This is a genomic window from Snodgrassella sp. W8124 (assembly GCF_016100875.1).
Classification (GTDB): domain Bacteria; phylum Pseudomonadota; class Gammaproteobacteria; order Burkholderiales; family Neisseriaceae; genus Snodgrassella; species Snodgrassella alvi.
The window spans coordinates 1,038,500-1,058,056 of sequence record NZ_JACFRP010000001.1; the positions used below are offsets into that span (position 1 = coordinate 1,038,500).

Annotated in this window: 20 protein-coding genes; 9 read left to right on the plus strand and 11 right to left on the minus strand. The window is 41.6% G+C overall.

What is annotated here, in order from left to right:
• Window positions 1-43: 43 nt before the first annotated feature.
• The 6 genes from H3U73_RS04580 to glyQ all read right to left on the minus strand — a co-directional run bounded on the left by H3U73_RS04580 (window position 44) and on the right by glyQ (window position 5,796).
• Window positions 44-742 carry a M48 family metallopeptidase gene (locus tag H3U73_RS04580; RefSeq protein ID WP_084587065.1) on the minus strand — a complete coding sequence of 233 codons (699 nt, stop codon included), beginning with the start codon at window positions 740-742 and terminating at the stop codon, window positions 44-46.
• 196 nt (window positions 743-938) lie between these two features.
• A complete protein-coding gene (locus H3U73_RS04585) occupies window positions 939-1,700 on the minus strand; it encodes a 1-acyl-sn-glycerol-3-phosphate acyltransferase (protein ID WP_084554333.1) in 762 nt (253 codons plus the stop codon).
• A 6-nt stretch (window positions 1,701-1,706) separates the two neighbouring features.
• The gene (gene gmhB, locus H3U73_RS04590) at window positions 1,707-2,282 is read right to left on the minus strand and encodes a D-glycero-beta-D-manno-heptose 1,7-bisphosphate 7-phosphatase (protein ID WP_025330587.1); all 576 of its coding nucleotides are present in this window, start codon (window positions 2,280-2,282) and stop codon (window positions 1,707-1,709) included.
• 8 nt (window positions 2,283-2,290) lie between these two features.
• Window positions 2,291-2,740 carry a cell surface protein gene (locus H3U73_RS04595; protein ID WP_180214728.1) on the minus strand — a complete coding sequence of 150 codons (450 nt, stop codon included), beginning with the start codon at window positions 2,738-2,740 and terminating at the stop codon, window positions 2,291-2,293.
• 51 nt (window positions 2,741-2,791) lie between these two features.
• Window positions 2,792-4,855, minus strand: coding sequence for a glycine--tRNA ligase subunit beta (glyS, locus tag H3U73_RS04600; protein ID WP_198190121.1), 2,064 nt, complete (start codon window positions 4,853-4,855; stop codon window positions 2,792-2,794).
• A 23-nt stretch (window positions 4,856-4,878) separates the two neighbouring features.
• The gene (gene glyQ, locus H3U73_RS04605) at window positions 4,879-5,796 is read right to left on the minus strand and encodes a glycine--tRNA ligase subunit alpha (RefSeq protein ID WP_037392164.1); all 918 of its coding nucleotides are present in this window, start codon (window positions 5,794-5,796) and stop codon (window positions 4,879-4,881) included.
• A gap of 179 nt (window positions 5,797-5,975) precedes the next feature.
• Here glyQ and H3U73_RS04610 point away from each other — a divergent pair, with 179 nt between their 5' ends.
• The 5 genes from H3U73_RS04610 to H3U73_RS04630 all read left to right on the plus strand — a co-directional run bounded on the left by H3U73_RS04610 (window position 5,976) and on the right by H3U73_RS04630 (window position 8,918).
• A complete protein-coding gene (locus tag H3U73_RS04610; RefSeq protein WP_037475569.1) occupies window positions 5,976-6,599 on the plus strand; it encodes a hemolysin III family protein in 624 nt (207 codons plus the stop codon).
• A 74-nt stretch (window positions 6,600-6,673) separates the two neighbouring features.
• Entirely contained in the window at window positions 6,674-7,546 is an 873-nt protein-coding gene (locus H3U73_RS04615; RefSeq protein ID WP_084551599.1) for a MetQ/NlpA family ABC transporter substrate-binding protein, read from the plus strand.
• 79 nt (window positions 7,547-7,625) lie between these two features.
• Window positions 7,626-7,961, plus strand: coding sequence for a DUF2288 domain-containing protein (locus H3U73_RS04620; protein ID WP_084551567.1), 336 nt, complete (start codon window positions 7,626-7,628; stop codon window positions 7,959-7,961).
• A gap of 30 nt (window positions 7,962-7,991) precedes the next feature.
• Window positions 7,992-8,384 carry a type IV pilin protein gene (locus H3U73_RS10655; protein ID WP_084551600.1) on the plus strand — a complete coding sequence of 131 codons (393 nt, stop codon included), beginning with the start codon at window positions 7,992-7,994 and terminating at the stop codon, window positions 8,382-8,384.
• A gap of 105 nt (window positions 8,385-8,489) precedes the next feature.
• Window positions 8,490-8,918, plus strand: coding sequence for a hypothetical protein (locus H3U73_RS04630; protein ID WP_084551568.1), 429 nt, complete (start codon window positions 8,490-8,492; stop codon window positions 8,916-8,918).
• 99 nt (window positions 8,919-9,017) lie between these two features.
• On the opposite strand, the gene H3U73_RS04635 is transcribed toward H3U73_RS04630, so the two are convergent.
• Window positions 9,018-9,836: an META and DUF4377 domain-containing protein gene (locus tag H3U73_RS04635; protein ID WP_084551569.1), complete on the minus strand. Its 819-nt coding sequence runs from the start codon at window positions 9,834-9,836 to the stop codon at window positions 9,018-9,020.
• A 134-nt stretch (window positions 9,837-9,970) separates the two neighbouring features.
• Between H3U73_RS04635 and H3U73_RS04640 the strand changes: the two genes are divergently transcribed.
• Both H3U73_RS04640 and serC read left to right on the plus strand, forming a co-directional pair.
• Window positions 9,971-10,786 carry a molybdopterin-binding protein gene (locus H3U73_RS04640; RefSeq protein WP_198190122.1) on the plus strand — a complete coding sequence of 272 codons (816 nt, stop codon included), beginning with the start codon at window positions 9,971-9,973 and terminating at the stop codon, window positions 10,784-10,786.
• A 315-nt stretch (window positions 10,787-11,101) separates the two neighbouring features.
• Window positions 11,102-12,205, plus strand: a complete 1,104-nt coding sequence (gene serC / locus H3U73_RS04645; protein ID WP_084551571.1) for a 3-phosphoserine/phosphohydroxythreonine transaminase — start codon at window positions 11,102-11,104, stop codon at window positions 12,203-12,205.
• Between the two features lie 109 nt (window positions 12,206-12,314).
• On the opposite strand, the gene H3U73_RS04650 is transcribed toward serC, so the two are convergent.
• The 3 genes from H3U73_RS04650 to H3U73_RS04660 all read right to left on the minus strand — a co-directional run bounded on the left by H3U73_RS04650 (window position 12,315) and on the right by H3U73_RS04660 (window position 15,851).
• The gene (locus H3U73_RS04650; protein ID WP_084551572.1) at window positions 12,315-13,712 is read right to left on the minus strand and encodes an FAD-binding oxidoreductase; all 1,398 of its coding nucleotides are present in this window, start codon (window positions 13,710-13,712) and stop codon (window positions 12,315-12,317) included.
• Between the two features lie 91 nt (window positions 13,713-13,803).
• Window positions 13,804-14,676 carry a carboxylating nicotinate-nucleotide diphosphorylase gene (gene nadC / locus H3U73_RS04655; RefSeq protein ID WP_084551573.1) on the minus strand — a complete coding sequence of 291 codons (873 nt, stop codon included), beginning with the start codon at window positions 14,674-14,676 and terminating at the stop codon, window positions 13,804-13,806.
• A gap of 215 nt (window positions 14,677-14,891) precedes the next feature.
• Window positions 14,892-15,851, minus strand: a complete 960-nt coding sequence (locus H3U73_RS04660; protein ID WP_084551574.1) for a hypothetical protein — start codon at window positions 15,849-15,851, stop codon at window positions 14,892-14,894.
• A gap of 217 nt (window positions 15,852-16,068) precedes the next feature.
• Between H3U73_RS04660 and nadA the strand changes: the two genes are divergently transcribed.
• Window positions 16,069-17,292: a quinolinate synthase NadA gene (nadA, locus tag H3U73_RS04665; RefSeq protein ID WP_198190123.1), complete on the plus strand. Its 1,224-nt coding sequence runs from the start codon at window positions 16,069-16,071 to the stop codon at window positions 17,290-17,292.
• Window positions 17,264-18,802, plus strand: coding sequence for an L-aspartate oxidase (gene nadB / locus H3U73_RS04670; protein ID WP_198190124.1), 1,539 nt, complete (start codon window positions 17,264-17,266; stop codon window positions 18,800-18,802). Before nadA ends, nadB begins: the two co-directional genes overlap by 29 nt.
• Here nadB and H3U73_RS04675 read toward each other — a convergent pair.
• Window positions 18,797-19,315 (minus strand): TlpA disulfide reductase family protein, encoded by a 519-nt coding sequence (locus H3U73_RS04675; RefSeq protein WP_198190125.1) that lies wholly within the window; start codon window positions 19,313-19,315, stop codon window positions 18,797-18,799. The genes nadB and H3U73_RS04675 overlap by 6 nt on opposite strands.
• Window positions 19,316-19,557: the final 242 nt, after the last annotated feature.

The following is a 19,557-nucleotide window of genomic DNA, read 5'->3' on the forward strand; positions in this document are numbered from 1 at the left end:
ATTGAAAACAGCCGGAATTCACCAAATTTTCCAGAGTGAAACTTTAGCTGAATTTATCCAGAGCAAACAGCTCATTAGCATATTTTTTTAGCCACTTACGGGCATTATCAGCATCAGCACAGTATTCTGCAACCATTGCCCAGAAAGCTTTACCATGGTTGGCATGGCGCAAGTGGCACAATTCATGAATACAGACATAATCCACCACGTCAGCAGGTGCGCCAATTAATCTCCAGTTGAGACGGATTCCGCTACGCCGGCGACATACTCCCCAAAAAGTTCGAGCCTGACTTAATGTCATTGCCATTGGCTGCAACTGCATTACATTTGCCCAATATTGCAAGCGTAGCAACAATTCCTTTTTGGCACTTTGTTTTAACCATGCTTTCAAAAGTACATAGGGTGACTGTGAATTTACTAGTGGTACTAAAAAGCCATATTGCTTATGCCACTGCACTCTTGTTAGTACGGATATCTGAGTAAAAGGATATGCCTGACCACGAAACCAGATAAATTCAGGTAATGCTGCCGCTATTTTTTCTGATTGCTGCCACAGCTTTTTAATAGCGATTTCATTAACGTTCAGCCATTCAGACAAAGATTTCATTGATACAAATGGCGGAACGTTAATATCCAGTAAACAACCTGATGCAGGACGTACAATAATATTTTTTTTTGCTGTACGCCGTAATTTCAGCCTGATGGTATCGCCATCTGTAGTTGTGTGAAGAAATTCCGACATGACAACTAATCTGTTAAAATGTAAATAAATTACTATCTGAGACAAGCAGATATTTCTATTAACCAGCTCATCATATTATTCATATCCCGTTTCAGATTCAGTCTAAAAAAATTAAATAGGCTACCTGTTTATCTGCTCAGGATTCAGCAAAACACTATTTAAAAAATAAAAAGTATCAATATTCAACTGATATCAATTAATGCGGCACGAACGGCGTTGGTACTTGCGGATGCTCTGGTGCAAACGGTCCCACCCCCTGAATTTTTACTTGCTCGGATTCTATCCATTGCTCACAGATTCTGATTAATTCTTCCGGATTATGAGCTGACTCATAATGAATCGGTTCACCAATCACTACTGTTACTTTACCCGGATATTTAAAAAAGGAATCTTTAGGCCAGAATTCGCCACTATTTAATGCGACCGGAACCAGATTCATATGTAGTTCCTGTGCCATTCGGGCAGCACCTTTTTTATAATGGCCACGGAAACCCGGCTTAATTCGTGTACCTTCCGGAAAAATACAAATCCACATCCCCTTTTGTTTGCATATTTTCCCCTGACTGATAATCTGGGCATTTGCCGCTTTAGGGTTTTTACGATCAATACCTATTGTGCCGCGCCATTTCAGTGCCCAGCCAAAAACCGGTATACGAAAAAGTTCACGTTTAGCCACAAAGGCGAGATCAGGGAAAAATACCAGCATGGCCAGCGTTTCCCAACCGGATTGGTGTTTACAGCACACAATTCCGGGTTCGCGCGGAATATTTTCCCGGCCGGTTACTTCGTATTTCAATCCGATAATGTGCTCCAGCATCCAGAAAAGAGTTTTTCCCCATACAGTGGTTGTCCATGTAACCCCTTTTGGTACCAGCATGGAAACAATTACTACCACCAGCCAGATTAATGAAAATACACACAAACAAAACCAGTAAATCAAATTACGCAACAACAGCATGTTATATTATTCCTCGGCTGCCTGTTCAGCCAGAGTACGACAATATTTGGCAAAATCCAGCAAATCATCGTACACCTGAGTATCTTCCGGCAATTCTTCCATTTTTAATGTTTCCTTGCCTTTACCGGTTAAAACCAGTACAGGATGACCGCCAATTGCGGCAATTGCCTGCATATCGCGAATACCATCTCCGACAAGCCAGGTATTTTCTGCTTTCATATGCAGACGATCCAGAATATCCAGCAGCAAACCCGGTTCAGGTTTACGACATTTACATTTAGCATTACCGGTATGCGGACAAAACCAAACCCCGCTTAAGCGGCCGCCAGCTTTCTGTATATGAGTATGCATTTTGCTATGTACTTCATTCAACTGCTGCATACTGACCTGATTACGCCCGATACCAGACATATTTTCCGCCACAACAACGGTATAACCACTTTGAGTCAGAAAGGCAACAGCATCCATACTACCCGGTAAGGGAAGCCACTGATCAGGATCGCTGATGGGCTGCGGTTGCATAACATTCAACACACCATCTCGATCCAGTATGATTAATTTGCCTTTTCCATTCAATGCCATAATTAACCTTATTGCACCGGCTTCAAACTTTGCCGCCACTGAATCAAAGCACTATCAAATACACCATCAAGTAAAGACTGATTTTCATCATTAATTTCTACATGATAAAAACTTTGCAAGGCCGGCGTATTTAATGTTTGCACATAATCTTCCATAAAACGACCATAGCCCTCATCTTCATCTTCATAGTAATAAAGTGAGAACCGTCGTCCTTCATCGTTAAAGTCACTGTCTTCCAGACAACCGGCCATATTATTCAGAACAAATTCAGCTCCGCTCATAACCTGAGCTTTCAGTGCTGCCATATCTTCTTCTGCCGCTTCATCCCATTGCGGATTATATAAACCGCGGCGTACAGCCCATGACCAGTAATAACCCATATGTGTAGCAGCATTAGCCAGTGACAACGCAGGCGGATAATCTTCTTCTGTATGGAATACTATATTATCAAATATCATAATTTAGCTTTCATCCACTATTTAAGAATGAGCAGAGATGTCTGCTATTATTTACTCACTTAATAAGGCAATATCGGCCACAGCATTCATCTGCTGCGATAAACACAGTAACAAAGCCAGACGGTTATTCTTAATAGCTTCATTTTCATCCATTACCATCACATTAGTAAAGAATGCATCCACTTTTTCTTTAATTCCGGCCAGCTCAGTTAATGCCTGAGCAAAATCCTGCCGTTTCAGCACAGCCTGAATTTTTTCTGCAACCTGCTCAGTTGCCTGATAGAGCTGTTTTTCATCCTGCTGCTGCAAAAGATCTGGATTAACAGCGGATAAAGCAGAAATATCTGCTTTTTTCAGTAAATTATGAACACGTTTATTAGCAGCAATCAGTGCAGTAGCTTCATCCAGCTGTTTAAAGCGGGTTACTGCGGCAAGTCTGGCTTCCAGCTCACCCAGATTTTCTACCTTACCGGCCAGTACTGCAGCCACTACATCCTGTGCAAAGGAATTCTGTAACAGAATTGCCAGTCTGGCCTGCATAAACCCGGCCACTTCACTGACAGTATTTTCAGCCAGTCTGCCTGAAGCAAATGTATCAAATGCTGCCTGTAATAATGGCATCAGTGCCAGATTATGCTGCATCAGCATTCGTAAAATACCCAGTGCACTGCGGCGCAATGCATACGGATCTTTATCGCCTGTCGGAATAAGTCCGATACCCCAGATACCAATCAAAGTTTCCAGTTTATCGGCCAGAGCAACCACTGTACCAGTTAAACTGTCCGGTAAAGCATCATTAGCAAAACGCGGCCAGTAATGTTGCTCAATTGCTACAGCAACATCAGCATTTTCACCATCATGCAAAGCATAGTATTTACCCATCGTTCCCTGTAGCTCAGGGAACTCCCCTACCATGTCGGTCAGTAAATCAGCTTTAGCCAGCTCAGCAGCACGTACAGCCTTATCTACATCAGCATTAAGTAACGGTGCAATAGCTTTTGCCAGCTGAGTAATACGCTGAACTCTTTCTGCAACACTACCCAGCTTATTGTGATAAACCACATTCTGCAGACGAGGCAGACGACTTTCAAGAGTCGTTTTCTGATCCTGACGGTAGAAAAATTCGGCATCTGCCAGACGAGCTCGTAATACACGCTCATTTCCATGAATAATATGTACTGGATTTTCTGTTTGCAGATTAGATACCAGCAGGAAACGATTAATTAGTTTGCCATCACTGTTTAACAGCGGAAAATACTTCTGATTTTGCTGCATGGTTAAAATCAGACATTCCTGCGGCACTTGTAAAAAGCGCTCATCAAAACCTGCCTGTAAAACTACCGGCCATTCAACCAAAGCTGTAACTTCATCCAGCAAGCCTTCTGCATAGGCTACCTGAGCATGAAGTTCATCAGCCGCTACAGTTAAACCCTGCTCAATACGGGCTCGGCGCTCGGCAAAGCTGGCCACTACTTTACCCTGCTCTAATAATACTTTTTCATAATCTGAAGCATGGTTAAAAATAATTCTGTCTTTACTCAGAAAACGGTGACCTAAAGTCCAGTTCTGGCTGTCTAATCCCAGGACACTGCCAGTAACTGTTTCAGTACCATGCATCATCACCAGTCCATGTACAGGACGGACAAAAGTAAAGGTACTGCTACCCCAGTGCATCACTTTCGGAATAGGCAGTTTTTTGATGGATTGATTCAATATATCGCTTAACAAGGCATTCAGTGGTAAACCGGCCTGAGTATATTCATAGGCAAATACCATTTGTTTGCCATCATTAATCTGGCTAAGCTGACTGATTTCTACCTGATTACTGCGGGCAAATCCCTGCAAAGCCTTGGTAGGCTCACCATCTTTCATACCCGCTGTTACACTGGGACCTTTTTTCACAATTTGCTGGTCTGCCTGCACCGCTTTAACATTTTGCACCAGAACACCCAGCCGTCTGGGTGCAGCAAATACTTGATAATCAGCCACACCGCTAATCAGCTGTGCTTTTTCCAGACCCTCAACAACTCCAGCGGCGAGACTTTCACCCAGATTATTCAGTGCCTTTGGCGGCAACTCTTCAGTACGCAGTTCAATTAATAAAGGAGCATTCATGCAAGTATTACTTTCATTCAGTTTCAGGCAGTCTGATTAGTAGTATTTTTATTCAGTAACGGAAAACCAAGTTTTTCACGGCTTTCTACATATTTTTGTGCAACTGCACGGCTTAAAGCACGAACACGGCCAATATAAGCTGCTCGCTCGGTTACAGAAATAGCGCCGCGTGCATCAAGCAAATTAAACGTATGTCCTGCCTTAAGTACTAATTCATAGGCTGGTAATGCAAGACTGACATCCTCTACAGCCAGCAGACGTTTAGCTTCGGTTTCATAATAATTAAACTGTGCCAGTAACCATTCTGCATTACTGAATTCAAAATTATAAGTAGACTGCTCGACTTCATTCTGATGATACACATCACCATAGGTGACAATCCGGCCGTCATGAGTTTTAGCCCAAACCAGATCATAGACATTTTCAACACCCTGCAGATACATTGCCAGCCGCTCAATACCATAGGTAATTTCACCCAATACAGGCGAACAGTCCATACCGCCTACCTGCTGGAAATAAGTAAACTGAGTCACTTCCATACCATTAAGCCAGACTTCCCAGCCAAGTCCCCAGGCACCCAGAGTGGGATTTTCCCAGTCATCTTCTACAAAACGGATATCATGCTGACAGGGATCTATACCCAGTTCCTGTAAAGATGCCAGATATAACTCCTGAATATTATCAGGAGCAGGCTTCAGAGCGACCTGAAACTGATAATAATGTTGCAGACGATTTGGATTTTCACCATAACGCCCATCCTTAGGACGGCGTGACGGCTGCACATAAGCTGCAAACCATGGTTCCGGCCCCAGTGCACGCAAACAGGTTGCCGGATGGCTGGTACCCGCTCCTACCTCCATATCCAATGGCTGTAACACCACGCAGCCCTGTTTAGCCCAATAGTTTTGTAATGTAAAAATAATTTCCTGAAAAGTCAGCATGACGAGAAATTTCTGATAGTCTGCAAAATTGTCTATTTTACTGTGCTTGCAAGCAGTTGAACAGCCATAGACCTGTACGTGGATAAATACCGGCACAATAATAAAAATAAAAAACACTTGCACCTTTAGGGCGCTAGTGAAACGATAGTCATCTCACAAATTACCTTAGCAAGCAAAATATGTATCGCGGTGAACGCTTTAATGCGTACTCTCATTTTATCGGTTTTATTCTCGCCATTACAGGCACCGTATTTTTATTAATTAAATCCGCTATGTACGGAGATGCTTACCGTATTGTCAGCTCGGCTATTTATGGTGCCAGTCTGATATTCTTATATGGTATATCTACACTTTATCATTCTATTTATTCTCATCGAGCCAAAGCGGTGTTACAAAAATTTGATCATTGTGCGATTTATCTGTTAATTGCAGGCAGTTATACACCTTTTACCCTTACCACATTACACGGCGGCTGGGGCTGGTCAATTTTTGGCATATCATGGGGACTGGCAATATTTGGTATTATTCAGGAAGTGACTATCGGACGTAAAAGTGAAACCCGTATCCTGTCATTAGTCCTGTATCTGATTATGGGCTGGCTGATTATTGTTGCTATTTATCCGTTGATTCACCGGATGTCTGCACCAGGGTTATTCTGGCTGACTGCCGGCGGGCTGGCATACAGTATCGGCATATACTGGTTTGTCAATGATGAAAAAATCCGTCATGGACATGGTATCTGGCATTTATTTGTTTTGTTAGGCAGCCTGGCCCAGTATATATGTGTTTACGCCTATATCTGACTGTAATAGTAAAGAGAAAACAGTATCAATATAGTCAATATCCGTTTCAATTTTTAAAACATAAAAAAGAAAGAATCATAGTGAAAAGTTATTTGAAATTCCTTTTATTAAGTTTGTGTATCCTCACTCTGGCGTCCTGTAGCGGCGAAAAAAACACTCAATCTGCAGCTTCCACTGAACAAAATAAAAAAGAAATTATTATCGGCACTACTGTAGGCGATTTTGCCGATATGGTCAGAGATCAGGTAAAACCAGAACTGGAAAAGCAGGGATATCGGGTACAATTACTCGAATTTACTGATTATGTGCGCCCTAATCTGGCATTAGCAGATAAATCTATTGACATCAATATTTTCCAGCATAAACCCTATCTGGATGATTTTGCCCAATCACGCCACTTAGATATTATGCCGGCATTTCAGGTTCCTACTGGTCCGCTTGGAATATATGCCGGCCGGATGCATGAACTGAGTGCAGTAAAAGAAGGCTCCAGTGTTTCTGTACCCAATGACCCGTCCAATCTGGCACGTGCTCTCGTTATGCTGGACAAACTAGGCTGGATTACTCTGAAAACCGATATTAATCCTCTTAAAGCTTCACTTGCCGACATAGCAGGTAATAATAAAAACATCAAACTGGTACCATTGGAAGCTGCTCAATTACCTCGTTCGCGTCATGATGTAGATTTTGCAGTGATCAATGGTAATTTTGCGACCAGTTCTGGCTTAAAATTTACATCCGCCCTGTATCTGGAACCCGGCTATACTTATGTTAACTGGTCAGCAATCCGCACTGCTGATAAAGACAGCCAATGGGTAAAAGACATAACAGCCGCATATAACTCAGCTGCATTTAAACAATATGCATTCAAGCGCTTTGCCGGCTATAAATATCCTGAATCATGGGGTATTCAAGCTACTCAACCCGCATCCGCACCGGCAAAATAATTAAATCAATTTATCATGAGCAGGCATTCCGTATACGAATTTAAAACGGAATGCTTTTACAAATAATGTTTATCTACATATGCATTCGAATAATCTTACTTTAAGCCATCCTCTGCCATTAGAACAGAAACTCAATCTGGAAACTGCCCGTATCAACTGGCATGAACTACAAACTCACTTTGCCCGGGGTGTTTGCATATATGTTGCACCAGAACTGGATTTGGTCAATATAGCCCACATGATAGCTACTGATAACTCCGCTGCCATTGCACTTTTGATTCAAGAAGGTAAAATTGGTAAAGTAAGCGATATAATGGCGCAACAATATTATGATTGTAACCAGCCAATGTGGGCAGTAGTTGTTATGCCATATGTGCTGGTACAGCCTGACAATACTATTGTTGAAAACAATTAATCATAAGCATTTTAAAAGAAAGAGAACGTGATGCGACGCCACACTTATGGTTTTACTATTATTGATTTATTGATTACTATGGCTATTATTGGCATACTCGCTGCAATTGCCTATCCCACATATCAAAATTATGTGATTAAGGCACGAGAAGAAAATGTCAGAGCCGATATGTCAGAAAATATTAGCTTATTAGAACGTTATTACTCCTTGAATAAAACATTCAGTACCTATACTGATGCTCAGCTGACCAAAAAAAGAAGCGAAACATTCTTTACCATAACAGGAGCTTATGAAGAAAGTAGTTATACTTTGACAGCCACACCAACTGAGGCAAATTCAGGAGAAACCAAAAATGTTGTCTATAATTCTGTAGAAGGGTGGTCACTTTGTAATAAAGAAAATAAAGATTGCAAACCCTTTTAAAATTTCTGTGAAATCAATTATATATTTCTCACTTATTTTCAAAATTAATGAGATATACAAAGATATTAATATTAAATTTTTATAAATTTAATCAAGGGTGAGTATATGAAGATACTGAAATTATTTCTGTTAACTGTCACAATCGGCTTACAGTTTAACCCTGTTCTGGCAGCCAGCCATAAAAACTTTGCTGATAATAATGAATTTGATGATGCAGATAAAATCTTAGCTCAAATGTATCATCAGCAACAGCAAATTGAAAAAGAAATCGACAGATTATCCGCATCAGATATTCAGGATGATAATCAGGTAAAGCTGTTTAAAAACTGCAAACAGCCAGAGTGCCATCAATATAGTGAAACGACATCTTTCCGCATTGATCCGAATCAGAATTTTACTTATCAGAATCAGATTAGCAAAGATGGAAAAAGCAAATCAGTTACCCGTAAAGGTAAAATTACTCAGCATAATGGCAGAAAAACATTAATACTGAATAATGCCAACAGTCAGCCGGATGTTTATTTACAACAGTAAATTCTCAACTTTTTAGGATGTATTGAATACAAAATATCCGTTAAATAAAAAGGCAATGATTTTTTTCATTGCCTTTTTATTTATCTATTATAGAAAACTTTATTTATGTTTATGCTTCGGAGACTTTACTACTGAGCGTTCGATTATCTGATCCAGTTTATAAACATATTGGTTATCTGCAGCAGTACCCGTTACATCAGCCGGTTTAACCTCATATACATTCAGACGTAATACCTGATTTTCCTGCGGATTAAACTGCCAGCCATCAATCTTGCCGGCAAAATTACGCCACACACCAGTTTTAACCTTAACGCCCTGATCATTGTAGCTAATTTCTCTGACTTTCAAACACTGAGCTGCCCCCTGTGCAGTTTGGCAAGTTTGCATTTGCGGGCTTATTTCCCAAAATACCACAGCAGGCTGACCATATTGAGCAACGGCAGCAGGGACACCGCGCCAGAGCAAATGTTCACCGCGCCGGTTTTCAATCCATAATTGTGGCTGCGCATTCTGGTCATTCTCAGCATTAAGCAGCCCTGCATGTAATTTCTGACCATTCATAAAAGCCACAACTGCAGAGTCCTGCGCCATAAGATCAGGCGCACAGGCTTTCATAGTGCTTACCGGAGCCTGAATTTGCATATCCTGATCATTTAACTGATAGTTAGAACTGATATTATTACAGCCACCGGTAACATTTAGCCGCTGACCGGAAAAATTCATTGTCATAGATGAGCCGGATGCAAAACCGGGTAACGGCCGACCATGCCGGTCAGTAGCTTCAGCCAGCTGCCAGTCATAGGCGCTTAACTGCGGAACAGTGACGGCACGCATACTTACCTTACGGTCAGATGTATGTGCACAGGCCGCAAGACTGCCGGCAATCAGAGCGGAAACTGCTAATTTTTTGATATTCATAAGTACATCCTTGCTAAAATAACACTACACTTGCACATTAAAATAATTCAGCACATAAAACAACATTCATGTTTTATTCGGCAGACAGGTTATAGCTATCATGCAACAACTGCCGCAAATAAAGGAGTATTCGTATGCAATTCGGTATCATTATAATTGGTGATGAAATTCTGAATGGTTCGCGTCAGGACAGCCATTTTGTTTTTTTCAAACAATTATTACAACAACACGGTTTATATATGGCCTGGGCGCAATATTTACCAGATGATCAGGCAGTTATTACCAGACAGCTTATTGAATCATTTAAAGAAAAAATACCTGTTTTTGTTACCGGCGGCATAGGTGCCACACCAGACGACCATACTCGCCAAGCCTGTGCAAAGGCATTAAACCTGCCGTTAACACCTCATCCGGAAGCACTAAAAGTAATTGAATCCATTTCACTGAAACAGGGAGATTCACTTGACAGCCCTGCACATTTGCAACGGGCAAAAATGGCTGAGTTTCCACAGGGTTCAGCACTGATTCCTAATCCTTTCAATAACATTGCTGGTTTTTCAATCAATGAGCATTATTTTTTCCCGGGCTTTCCCCAAATGGCACACCCTATGGCCCAGTGGGTACTGAGTCAATATTACCAGCAAAATTTTTTCCGGCAAAAACTGGTGACTAAAGCAGCTCTGGTTGATGGTGTACCTGAGTCCAAAATTACGCCATTGATGGAAGCAATTGAACAAAACTGGCCTAGGATTAAAACTTTTAGTTTACCCACCATTCGTGATGATTTACCGGCAGAAGAACAAATACATTATTACCGTCTGGAATTCGGTCTGAAAACACATAGTGAAAATTCTGGTTTTTTACCAGAAGCCTGGGAATATGTATTACAGGAACTACAAAAACTGGGGGCAACCAATATTATCCCACTGGATAAAAGCAGTGAGGGCTGAATATAAAGATAAGACTGATGGCTTATCTCAGAATAAATCCGATTATTTATAGAAAAATTACCTGTTCAAACGTAAAAAAAAAGTGGTTTAAACTAAATCCATTATACTAACAGGCAGAAATAACCATACTTTTGCTACTTTACATGCAAAACGGTTTTGTATTTGCGTTCCCATTATCAAGCAACTAGAATTTCACCAGTTCACTGACAGATTGCAACATTAATCTGTAAACAGACTGCCGGTGTATACACAACCATCAAACGCACTGAAATTAATCAACAACAGTACATTTCTGTAACAGGTTTAAATTTATTCATGACAACACTGAACACATACAATTTTTCTGCCGGTCCTGCAATACTGCCAGAGGCCGTATTAGAAACAGCACAGGCTGAAATGCTGGATTATAACGGTACTGGTTGCTCAGTCATGACCATGAGCCATCGATCAGATGCTTTTATCAGTATTCTGCACCATGCCGAGCAGGATCTGCGCCAGCTTATGCATATTCCGGACAACTATAAAGTTTTGTTCATGCAGGGCGGTGCCAGTGCCCAGTTCAATATGGTCGTGATGAATCTGGCCAATGGTTTTAAGCGGGTTGATTCAGTAGTCTCCGGTAACTGGAGCCGTATCGCACACAGCCAGATGGGTAAACTTTCCGATGCAGAAATACATCTGGCAGCACATGGTGGTGATTTATATAACTACACAGATGTACCGCCGGTTGAAAGCTGGGATGTGGATCCAAATTCTGCTTTTGTTCATTACTGCATTAATGAAACAGTACATGGTCTGCAATATCGCAATATTCCCAAACCAGATGGTTTGCCCCCTGTCATCTGCGATATGTCGAGCGAAATTTTATCACGACCAGTAAATGTGGCAGATTTTGGCGTTATTTATGCCGGTGCACAAAAAAATATCGGACCATCAGGTGCTACTATTGTGATTATTCGGGAAGATCTGCTTGATCGCTGTTCTGAACGAATACCTGATGTGTGGAATTATCAAAGTCATATTAGCCGGCAGGGAATGTACAACACTCCGGCAACTTATCCGATTTATATTTCAGGTCTGGTATTTCGCTGGCTGCAAACTCACGGGGGTGTAGAACAGATGGAAGCCATTAATACCCTTAAAGCTGAAACTTTGTATTCTGCCATCGATAACAGCAATGGATTTTATATCAATAATGTGAAACAGCATGCACGCTCACAGATGAATGTTATTTTCCATACACCCACAAAAGAGCTGGATAAAATATTTGTAATGCAAGCGGGTGCTCATGGTTTAAGCGGATTACAAGGCTATAAATCAATGGGCGGAATGCGGGCGAGTATTTATAATGCCATGCCTATACAAGGGGTTGAAGCTTTAGTGGAGTTCATGCAGGAATTTCAGCGCCGCTACGGATAATCAACTGATTTTTTTCTGATTACTGGTGTGGCAATACTATACCACACCAGTTTTTCATCTCTATTCTGGAAATATTCAATTCGCTCAAAGCTAAGTTCAAACCCTATGTCTAATGAGCCGTTGCCGGACGGTACCGCTCCAGAAATAGATTACTGAATTTATTCTCCGGATCTAAGCGCTCTTTAAGCTTAAAAAATTCTATTGCCCGTGGATATGCGCGCTGAAATTGCTCCTCAGTTGCATGCAATTGATAAGGTAAATAATAAGTACCTCCGTTTGCCAATGCCGCATCTATCAATTCGCGTGTCCATATCCCTACCTGCTTTTTACTCTGTTCATCTGTTCCTTGCTGATAGTAAATCACAAAAGCAAATACCTCAGTTTGAGCCCATGCCAGCAAAGAACCACTATCAGGATTAGCATGGCGAATAGAGATATTGATAATATTTGCCTGATGCTTTTTCAGGATGTCTATCATCTGCGGATAAAAATCATCAAATTTTTCTACCGGTATGAAATATTCTTCCAAAGCAAAACTTTTATCGTGCATGGAAATAGGCTCTAAAAGTGCTACTGCTAAGCTGGCTTCATAATTACGCATCATTACTGGCTGTTTTACAAAATAGGCATCATCATATAATTTGCGCAATTCTTTACCAAAATCCGATGCAGCAACAATTTTCAATTGTCTTTGGCGTTTGCGTGTAGGTGCAGAAAGTGGTCTTAAACGGGCAGAAATAGTTAATGGTTCATCAGTCTGCTTAAAAGTCACAGCCCTAACCTTTTTGAAATCAGGAGGATAAATAATGGCATTATGAAATATGGCCGTTCTGTCAGCACGAATCTGCTCAGAGAAATAAGAGGAATACTGACTAATCGGCATCACTTCATTAATTCGTTTTACTTTTACATTTTCAGTAAGGCGTAATGTCACTTCTGTGATAACACCCAATGCACCATAGCCACCAATAGCACCATAAAAAATATCCGAATTTTCTTGCGGGCTGGCTAAAACTATTGAACCATCTGCCAGTACTATTTTAATTTGCTCAACAGACAGGATAATAGGACCTGCCCCCATATATCGACCATGTACATTAACACTTAAAGAACCACCAATACTAAAGTCAGCCAGACTTTGCATGATTTTCACAGATAATCCATATGGATCAATCAACTCCTGTACCTGACGCCAGTTTGCACCTGCTTCTATAGTTAAAAGTTTTTGTTCAGGATTAAAAGCAATTACATGATTGAGTTTTTGAGTATCTATTTGCACGCCATTCTGAACTGCAGTTTGCCCGCCCATACTGTATTTACCACCAGCTATACTAATGGGACCAGTTGTGTGCTTAACCAGCTCTGCAACCTCTTCGGTTGATTCCGGCTGTATCACAGAGGCCATCTGTACCGGTGTCATACCGGTAACATCATTGACTACCACAGCATACGCAGTTAATGGCAGCAACAAACAAAAACAGCTATACCAAATAATTAGTTTTTTCATTATTAAATAATATTTATTCTTATAAAAGACATATTATTGTACTAATTAATGATGATATAATATTTGTTCTAAAACAAAATTTTGATTATTTTCACTTTTTCAGAATATTCTGATTATCTGCATAATCCAGACCAATATCCAGATAACGTGCGCTGTGGGTCAGATAGCCCATCGCCAGAAAATCTACGCCTGTTTCTGCAGCAGCTACCACAGTATCAGGCCGCAAATTACCTGAAGCCTCAGTCTGACAATGTCCCTTACACCAGCTCACAGCTGTTCGCATTTCTTCTATTGACATATTATCCAGCAATACCAAACTGACGCCTTCATCCAGAACCTGACGCAATTGTTCCAATGTGTCAACTTCTACTTCCACTGCAATCAAATGGCCAGCATAAGATTTAGCTTGCTTAACAGCAGTAATAATATCTCCCCCGCTAAGCGCTATGTGATTGTCCTTAATCAGTATGGCATCATCCAGACCCATGCGATGATTACGTCCCCCGCCCATTCTTACTGCATATTTCTGGACTATACGCAAATTAGGTATGGTTTTACGTGTACACGTCAGCTGAGCTCCGGTATGGGCTATTGATTTCTGAATTTCATGAGTTGTAGTGGCTATTCCGCTAAGATGCGTCAGAAAATTTAACGCTGTGCGTTCGGCAGCGAGAATAGCACGTGCATTACCGGCAATCCGGGCCAGCACTGTACCGGCGGCTGTAATATCGCCATCATTTTTGTATGCAGTAAATTCCAGATTTTCATTCATCAGAGCGAAGCTCTGCCGGGCCAGCTCTAAACCGCATACCACACCGGGCACTCTGGTTACAATACTGAATGCGGCCATCCTGTCTGCCGGTATCACTGCCTGTGAGGTAACATCTCCGCGTCTGCCTAAGTCTTCTGACAGTGCAGCCTGTACCAGTGGCCGGGTAATTATTTCTGGTAAATCGCTAATCATATTGTTAAGCCCTGATATATACTCTTTTAGAGTATATATCAGTAGTCAAAGTCTGAAAATACGTTAACAAATAATAAATAGATAAATTTGAAAAGCGATAGTTTTTAAATTCAGTAAATTAATCAGATTTATTTTTTTAAAACCAAGAATCAAAAATTTTTAATCAGAAAATTTCTATTTTATCAACGGAATTGATGACAATTACGCTATCCGAATTACTGAATATGGTTATTAATTAATGGTAATCTGTAACCGGAGAGCAGACTTTCCTGTAAAACATTTTCATTAAAACGGTACAGCTGTGCCGGACGTCCGCGCTCAGCCACTACTGTGGTTCCGGTTGGCACAACCAGCTGCTGATTGTTGATTAATCTGCGAAAATTCTGTTTATGCAAATCTACGCCATTCAGCGCCTCTATGCTTCTCTGCAACTGATATAGAGTAAATTGAGGCGGCATTAAATCAAAAATCACCGGACGATACTGCAATTTAGCTCGTAAACGAGATACAGCAGTAGCAAGAATACGGCGATGATTAAACTGCATGGGGCGACCGGTCAGCATGGCCGGCAGACGACCGTCGAAATAGGGAGATTCAATAATCATGCCAACTTCATACATCAATTCATAACGCAACAGAACATTTTCTGCCAGCCATTGCTGCCCGTTTATTCCCCAGCATAAATTCAGGCGTTGCTGACGCTGATTGCGGATTTCCTGATTCGGAGCAGCATCTACCCAGTTTTGCATCGGCAGGATTAATTGATCAAGTATCTGCTTATGCTGAGGCAGTCTGCTGTCTTCCCAAGGAAAAAATTCATACCAGTCATGCCATTTGGCTTCCAGCTTTAAACCACTCTCAGCAGCTTCTTTTACCAGTCCGAGATAGCTGATATTAATTACAGCATGGCCGCAATGATGGCTGCGTTTGACATCAACAAATGTATATAACTGTTCCATATAGCCTAATGGCTGACCTGTCTGCTGATGTACCCAGGTTCTGGCACCAGCCTGTAAAGAATGATGTACAGGTTTCAGCGGACCATATGGCAATAGTTTTCCATCGTTTATGGTAAGTACCCGAGCACTGAAATCGGTAACAGCAAACAATACCGCCACGAGTTCAGCTGCACTGTCGCTATAACTTGAAGATGAATATTCAGCTGAAGAGTGCATGCGGATAAACTCCTTTATTAAAGCTGGCTAATTGTAAAGAATTTGTCGCAAAAAAACAAAATTCACTGATTGAGTACATTACCGCAAAAGCACCGTTGTATCTAACTGTATTCAACTGATTATCACATTCAGTCGAGTTTATTCGAGTTTTTGGTTTTTTCGTATTGCCTTATATACTCATTATGAGCATAATTAATTATTCCTTTCAGGAGCGATTATGCAAAGTACCAATCAATGGCGTGCATTCGATTACGAAAAACCACAATTGTCATCAGTTGCAGCTACTGAAAATGCTGCACAAACTACTAAAGATGAATCTGCTGTGCTGCAATGTGCCTGGGCTAAAATTCCACAGCAATTGGACCGGCAGCAAAAGCAAAAATATATTGAACAGGTAAAAGCTTTATTACAGCAACAGCAGGCTGTGATGCTGGCACATTACTATGTTGAACCGGAATTGCAGGATCTGGCTCTGGCTACTGGCGGCATGGTTGGTGATTCACTGGAAATGGCACGTTTCGGAGCACAGCATCCGGCACAAACATTATTGGTAGCCGGAGTGAAATTTATGGGCGAAACAGCACGAATACTCAGTCCGGAAAAAACTATTCTTATGCCCGATACTGAAGCCACCTGTTCTCTTGATCTGGGTTGTCCGGCAGAAGAATTTACTGCTTTCTGCAACCAATATCCGGATCGGACAGTTGTGGTTTACGCCAATACCAGTGCCGAAGTTAAGGCCAGGGCTGACTGGGTCGTTACTTCGTCAATTGCTCTGGAAATTGTTTCTTTTTTACATGCCCAGGGAAAAAAAATTATCTGGGGGCCGGACAGACATCTTGGAGAATATATTCAGAATCAGACTGGTGCAGATATGGTGCTCTGGCAGGGTTCCTGTCTGGTACATAATGAATTTAAAGGTCAGGAACTGGCTTTAATGAAAGCACGCCATCCGCATGCCAAAATACTGGTTCATCCTGAATCACCGGCTGCTGTAGTCGCTTTAGCTGATGTAGTAGGTTCTACCAGCCGTCTGTTGCAGGCAGCAATTCACGATTCGGCAGATACATTTATTGTAGCGACAGATCAGGGCATATTACATGAAATGCATAAACATGCTCCGGAAAAAACCTTTCTGGCCGCGCCTACTGCAGGCAATGGTGCCACCTGCAAGTCTTGTGCTTTCTGCCCCTGGATGGCTATGAACGGATTACAAGCCTGTATAGATGCTTTAAGCAAACCAGAACAGCATAAAATCGATCTACCTTCTGCTTTGGGTAAACAGGCTGGTATTTCCATACAGCGTATGCTTGATTTTTCAACTGCATGGCGGGAATTTCATACTGATAAGACCAATCTTCACCATACAGAAAACCATTCCCCCGATATTTTTGCTCACTGGATTAGCCAACATGACCAATATCACACCCTGCTCTGTTAATACTACCGATGTTTTGATTATCGGTGCCGGTTTGGCCGGGCTGACGGTAGCCTTATCTTTACCGGAAAATTTTCACATTACTTTGCTGGCAAAAGAAGATTTATCAACCTGTGCCAGTAATCTGGCACAAGGCGGTGTAGCAGCTGTTATCGATCAGGCAGACAGTGTAGCCGAACATATTAAGGATACGCTTATAGCCGGTGCCTGCTGCTGTAATGAAAAACAGACTGCCGAGATTCTGGTTGAAGGCAACAGTGCTATTGAATGGTTATGCGCCCATGGCGTGGAATTTACCCGTGAGAATGGTCGCCTGCACCTGACACGTGAAGGCGGACATGGCAGGCGGCGTATCGTACATGCGGCAGATCATACTGGTCACAGTATTACTCATACACTCCAGCAACAGCTATCAGCACGACCAAATATTCATATTTTGCCGCATAGCTGTGTTATCGATTTGGTGCATGAAAATTCAGTTTGTACCGGAGCAGTTGTACAGATGGCACAAACTGATGAGACCGTAACCATTCAGGCTAAGCATACTGTACTGGCAACCGGAGGATTGGGACAATTATTCACTCTGACCACTAATCCGGTAACAGCAAATGGACAGGGAGTTGCTTTAGCAGCTCTGGCTGGTTGCAGAACGCAAAATCTGGCTTTTGTACAGTTCCATCCCACAGCACTTGCCTTACCTGAAAATCCGTGTTTTCTGATTTCTGAGGCTGTACGCGGTGAAGGAGGTATTTTACGTAATCAGCAAGGCCGGCGCTTTATGCCTGAATACGATAACCGTGCCGAGCTGGCTCCGCGTGATATTGTTGCACGCGCCATTGCCAGCGAAATAGCCAAAACCGGCCATCACTGTGTGTATCTGGATATCACTCATTTACCTGAAAGCTTTATCCGCACACATTTCCCACAAATTCACCAGCATTGTCTGCAACAGGGTCTGGATATCACTCGTGAATTAATTCCGGTAGCACCAGCAGCACACTATGCCTGTGGCGGCATTGTTACAGACACCGATGGGCGTACCGATATGGTTCAGTTGTATGCTATAGGTGAAACTGCCTGTACCGGGCTACATGGTGCCAATCGTCTGGCCAGTAATTCTTTACTTGAATGTGTCGTAACCGGACGCAATGCCGCGGCATCGATAGTTGCTTCTAAAGAATATCCGCAAACATGGCCAATCAATCAGCAGAAGAATTCATCAGAATTAACCTGGCAGGAAATTATTTTTCCGGAACATCCTCATCCGATTCAGGATATCCCTTCTTTCAGCATGCAAGCACTGCAACACTCCATGAGCCGTTATTTTGGAATTTGTCGGCGAACTGATGAAATGCTTACACTGCTTAAAATATTACAATACTGGTATCGGCAAACTATTAATCAGCAATATAAGCTGTCACTGGTAACTGCGCTATTAATGGTACAGGACGGGCTAAATCAGCAAATGAACCGTGGCACCCACTTTAATCTTGACCTACAGGAAAATCTATAAACGAACGTTGTGCTGTTTACACTGCCGTCTGGCTTCAGTAATCACTTGATTCAGCTTTATTTCACTCAGTGTACCTATTAATCCCTGCTGAAAACCGCATTTAGGTGCCTGAACCTGAGTAAAAGGTACTCCGCCAATATTATTGCCTAATCGTTGCATCAATGCACGGCTATCCGAACCTGTATAACGGTATAACGGATACGGTACAGACACCTGCTGAGTAAAGCGTTGTAAATTTGCATCATTATCTAAAGATACACCAACGACAGCAACTGTTTTCTTCCCTGAAGTTCGTTGTTGCTGATACCAGCGCGAAAGCATAGCTATTTCACTACGACAAGGTTTACACCATGTTGCCCAAACATTAACTACCATTATCGGGGAATCAGTTGGTAAAGTCGCCGGTGTACGCTGAGGCCAGTTTTGTAATTCTGAAGCATGCACACGAATACAGCTCAGAAACAGTGCGCTAATTAAAAATATTTTTTTCAATACTTGGGCAGACGGAAACATATCATTACCTTAATATTACCTTTAATAGCAATTATTATAGAATAATTCATATACAATTTTGCCGCAAAAACATTAGCAGGTAAGGGGTTTATTTATTTTTATTTTGTATAAATCAATTGAAATGCATATTCAAAAGCAGATAATTTATTTACATCCGACACATTAATTCAGCTTTAGCTTTAGAATAATTAATAATACTTGTCAAAATTTGAAGTTTCGTCCACACTTCCAATTTAGATTTT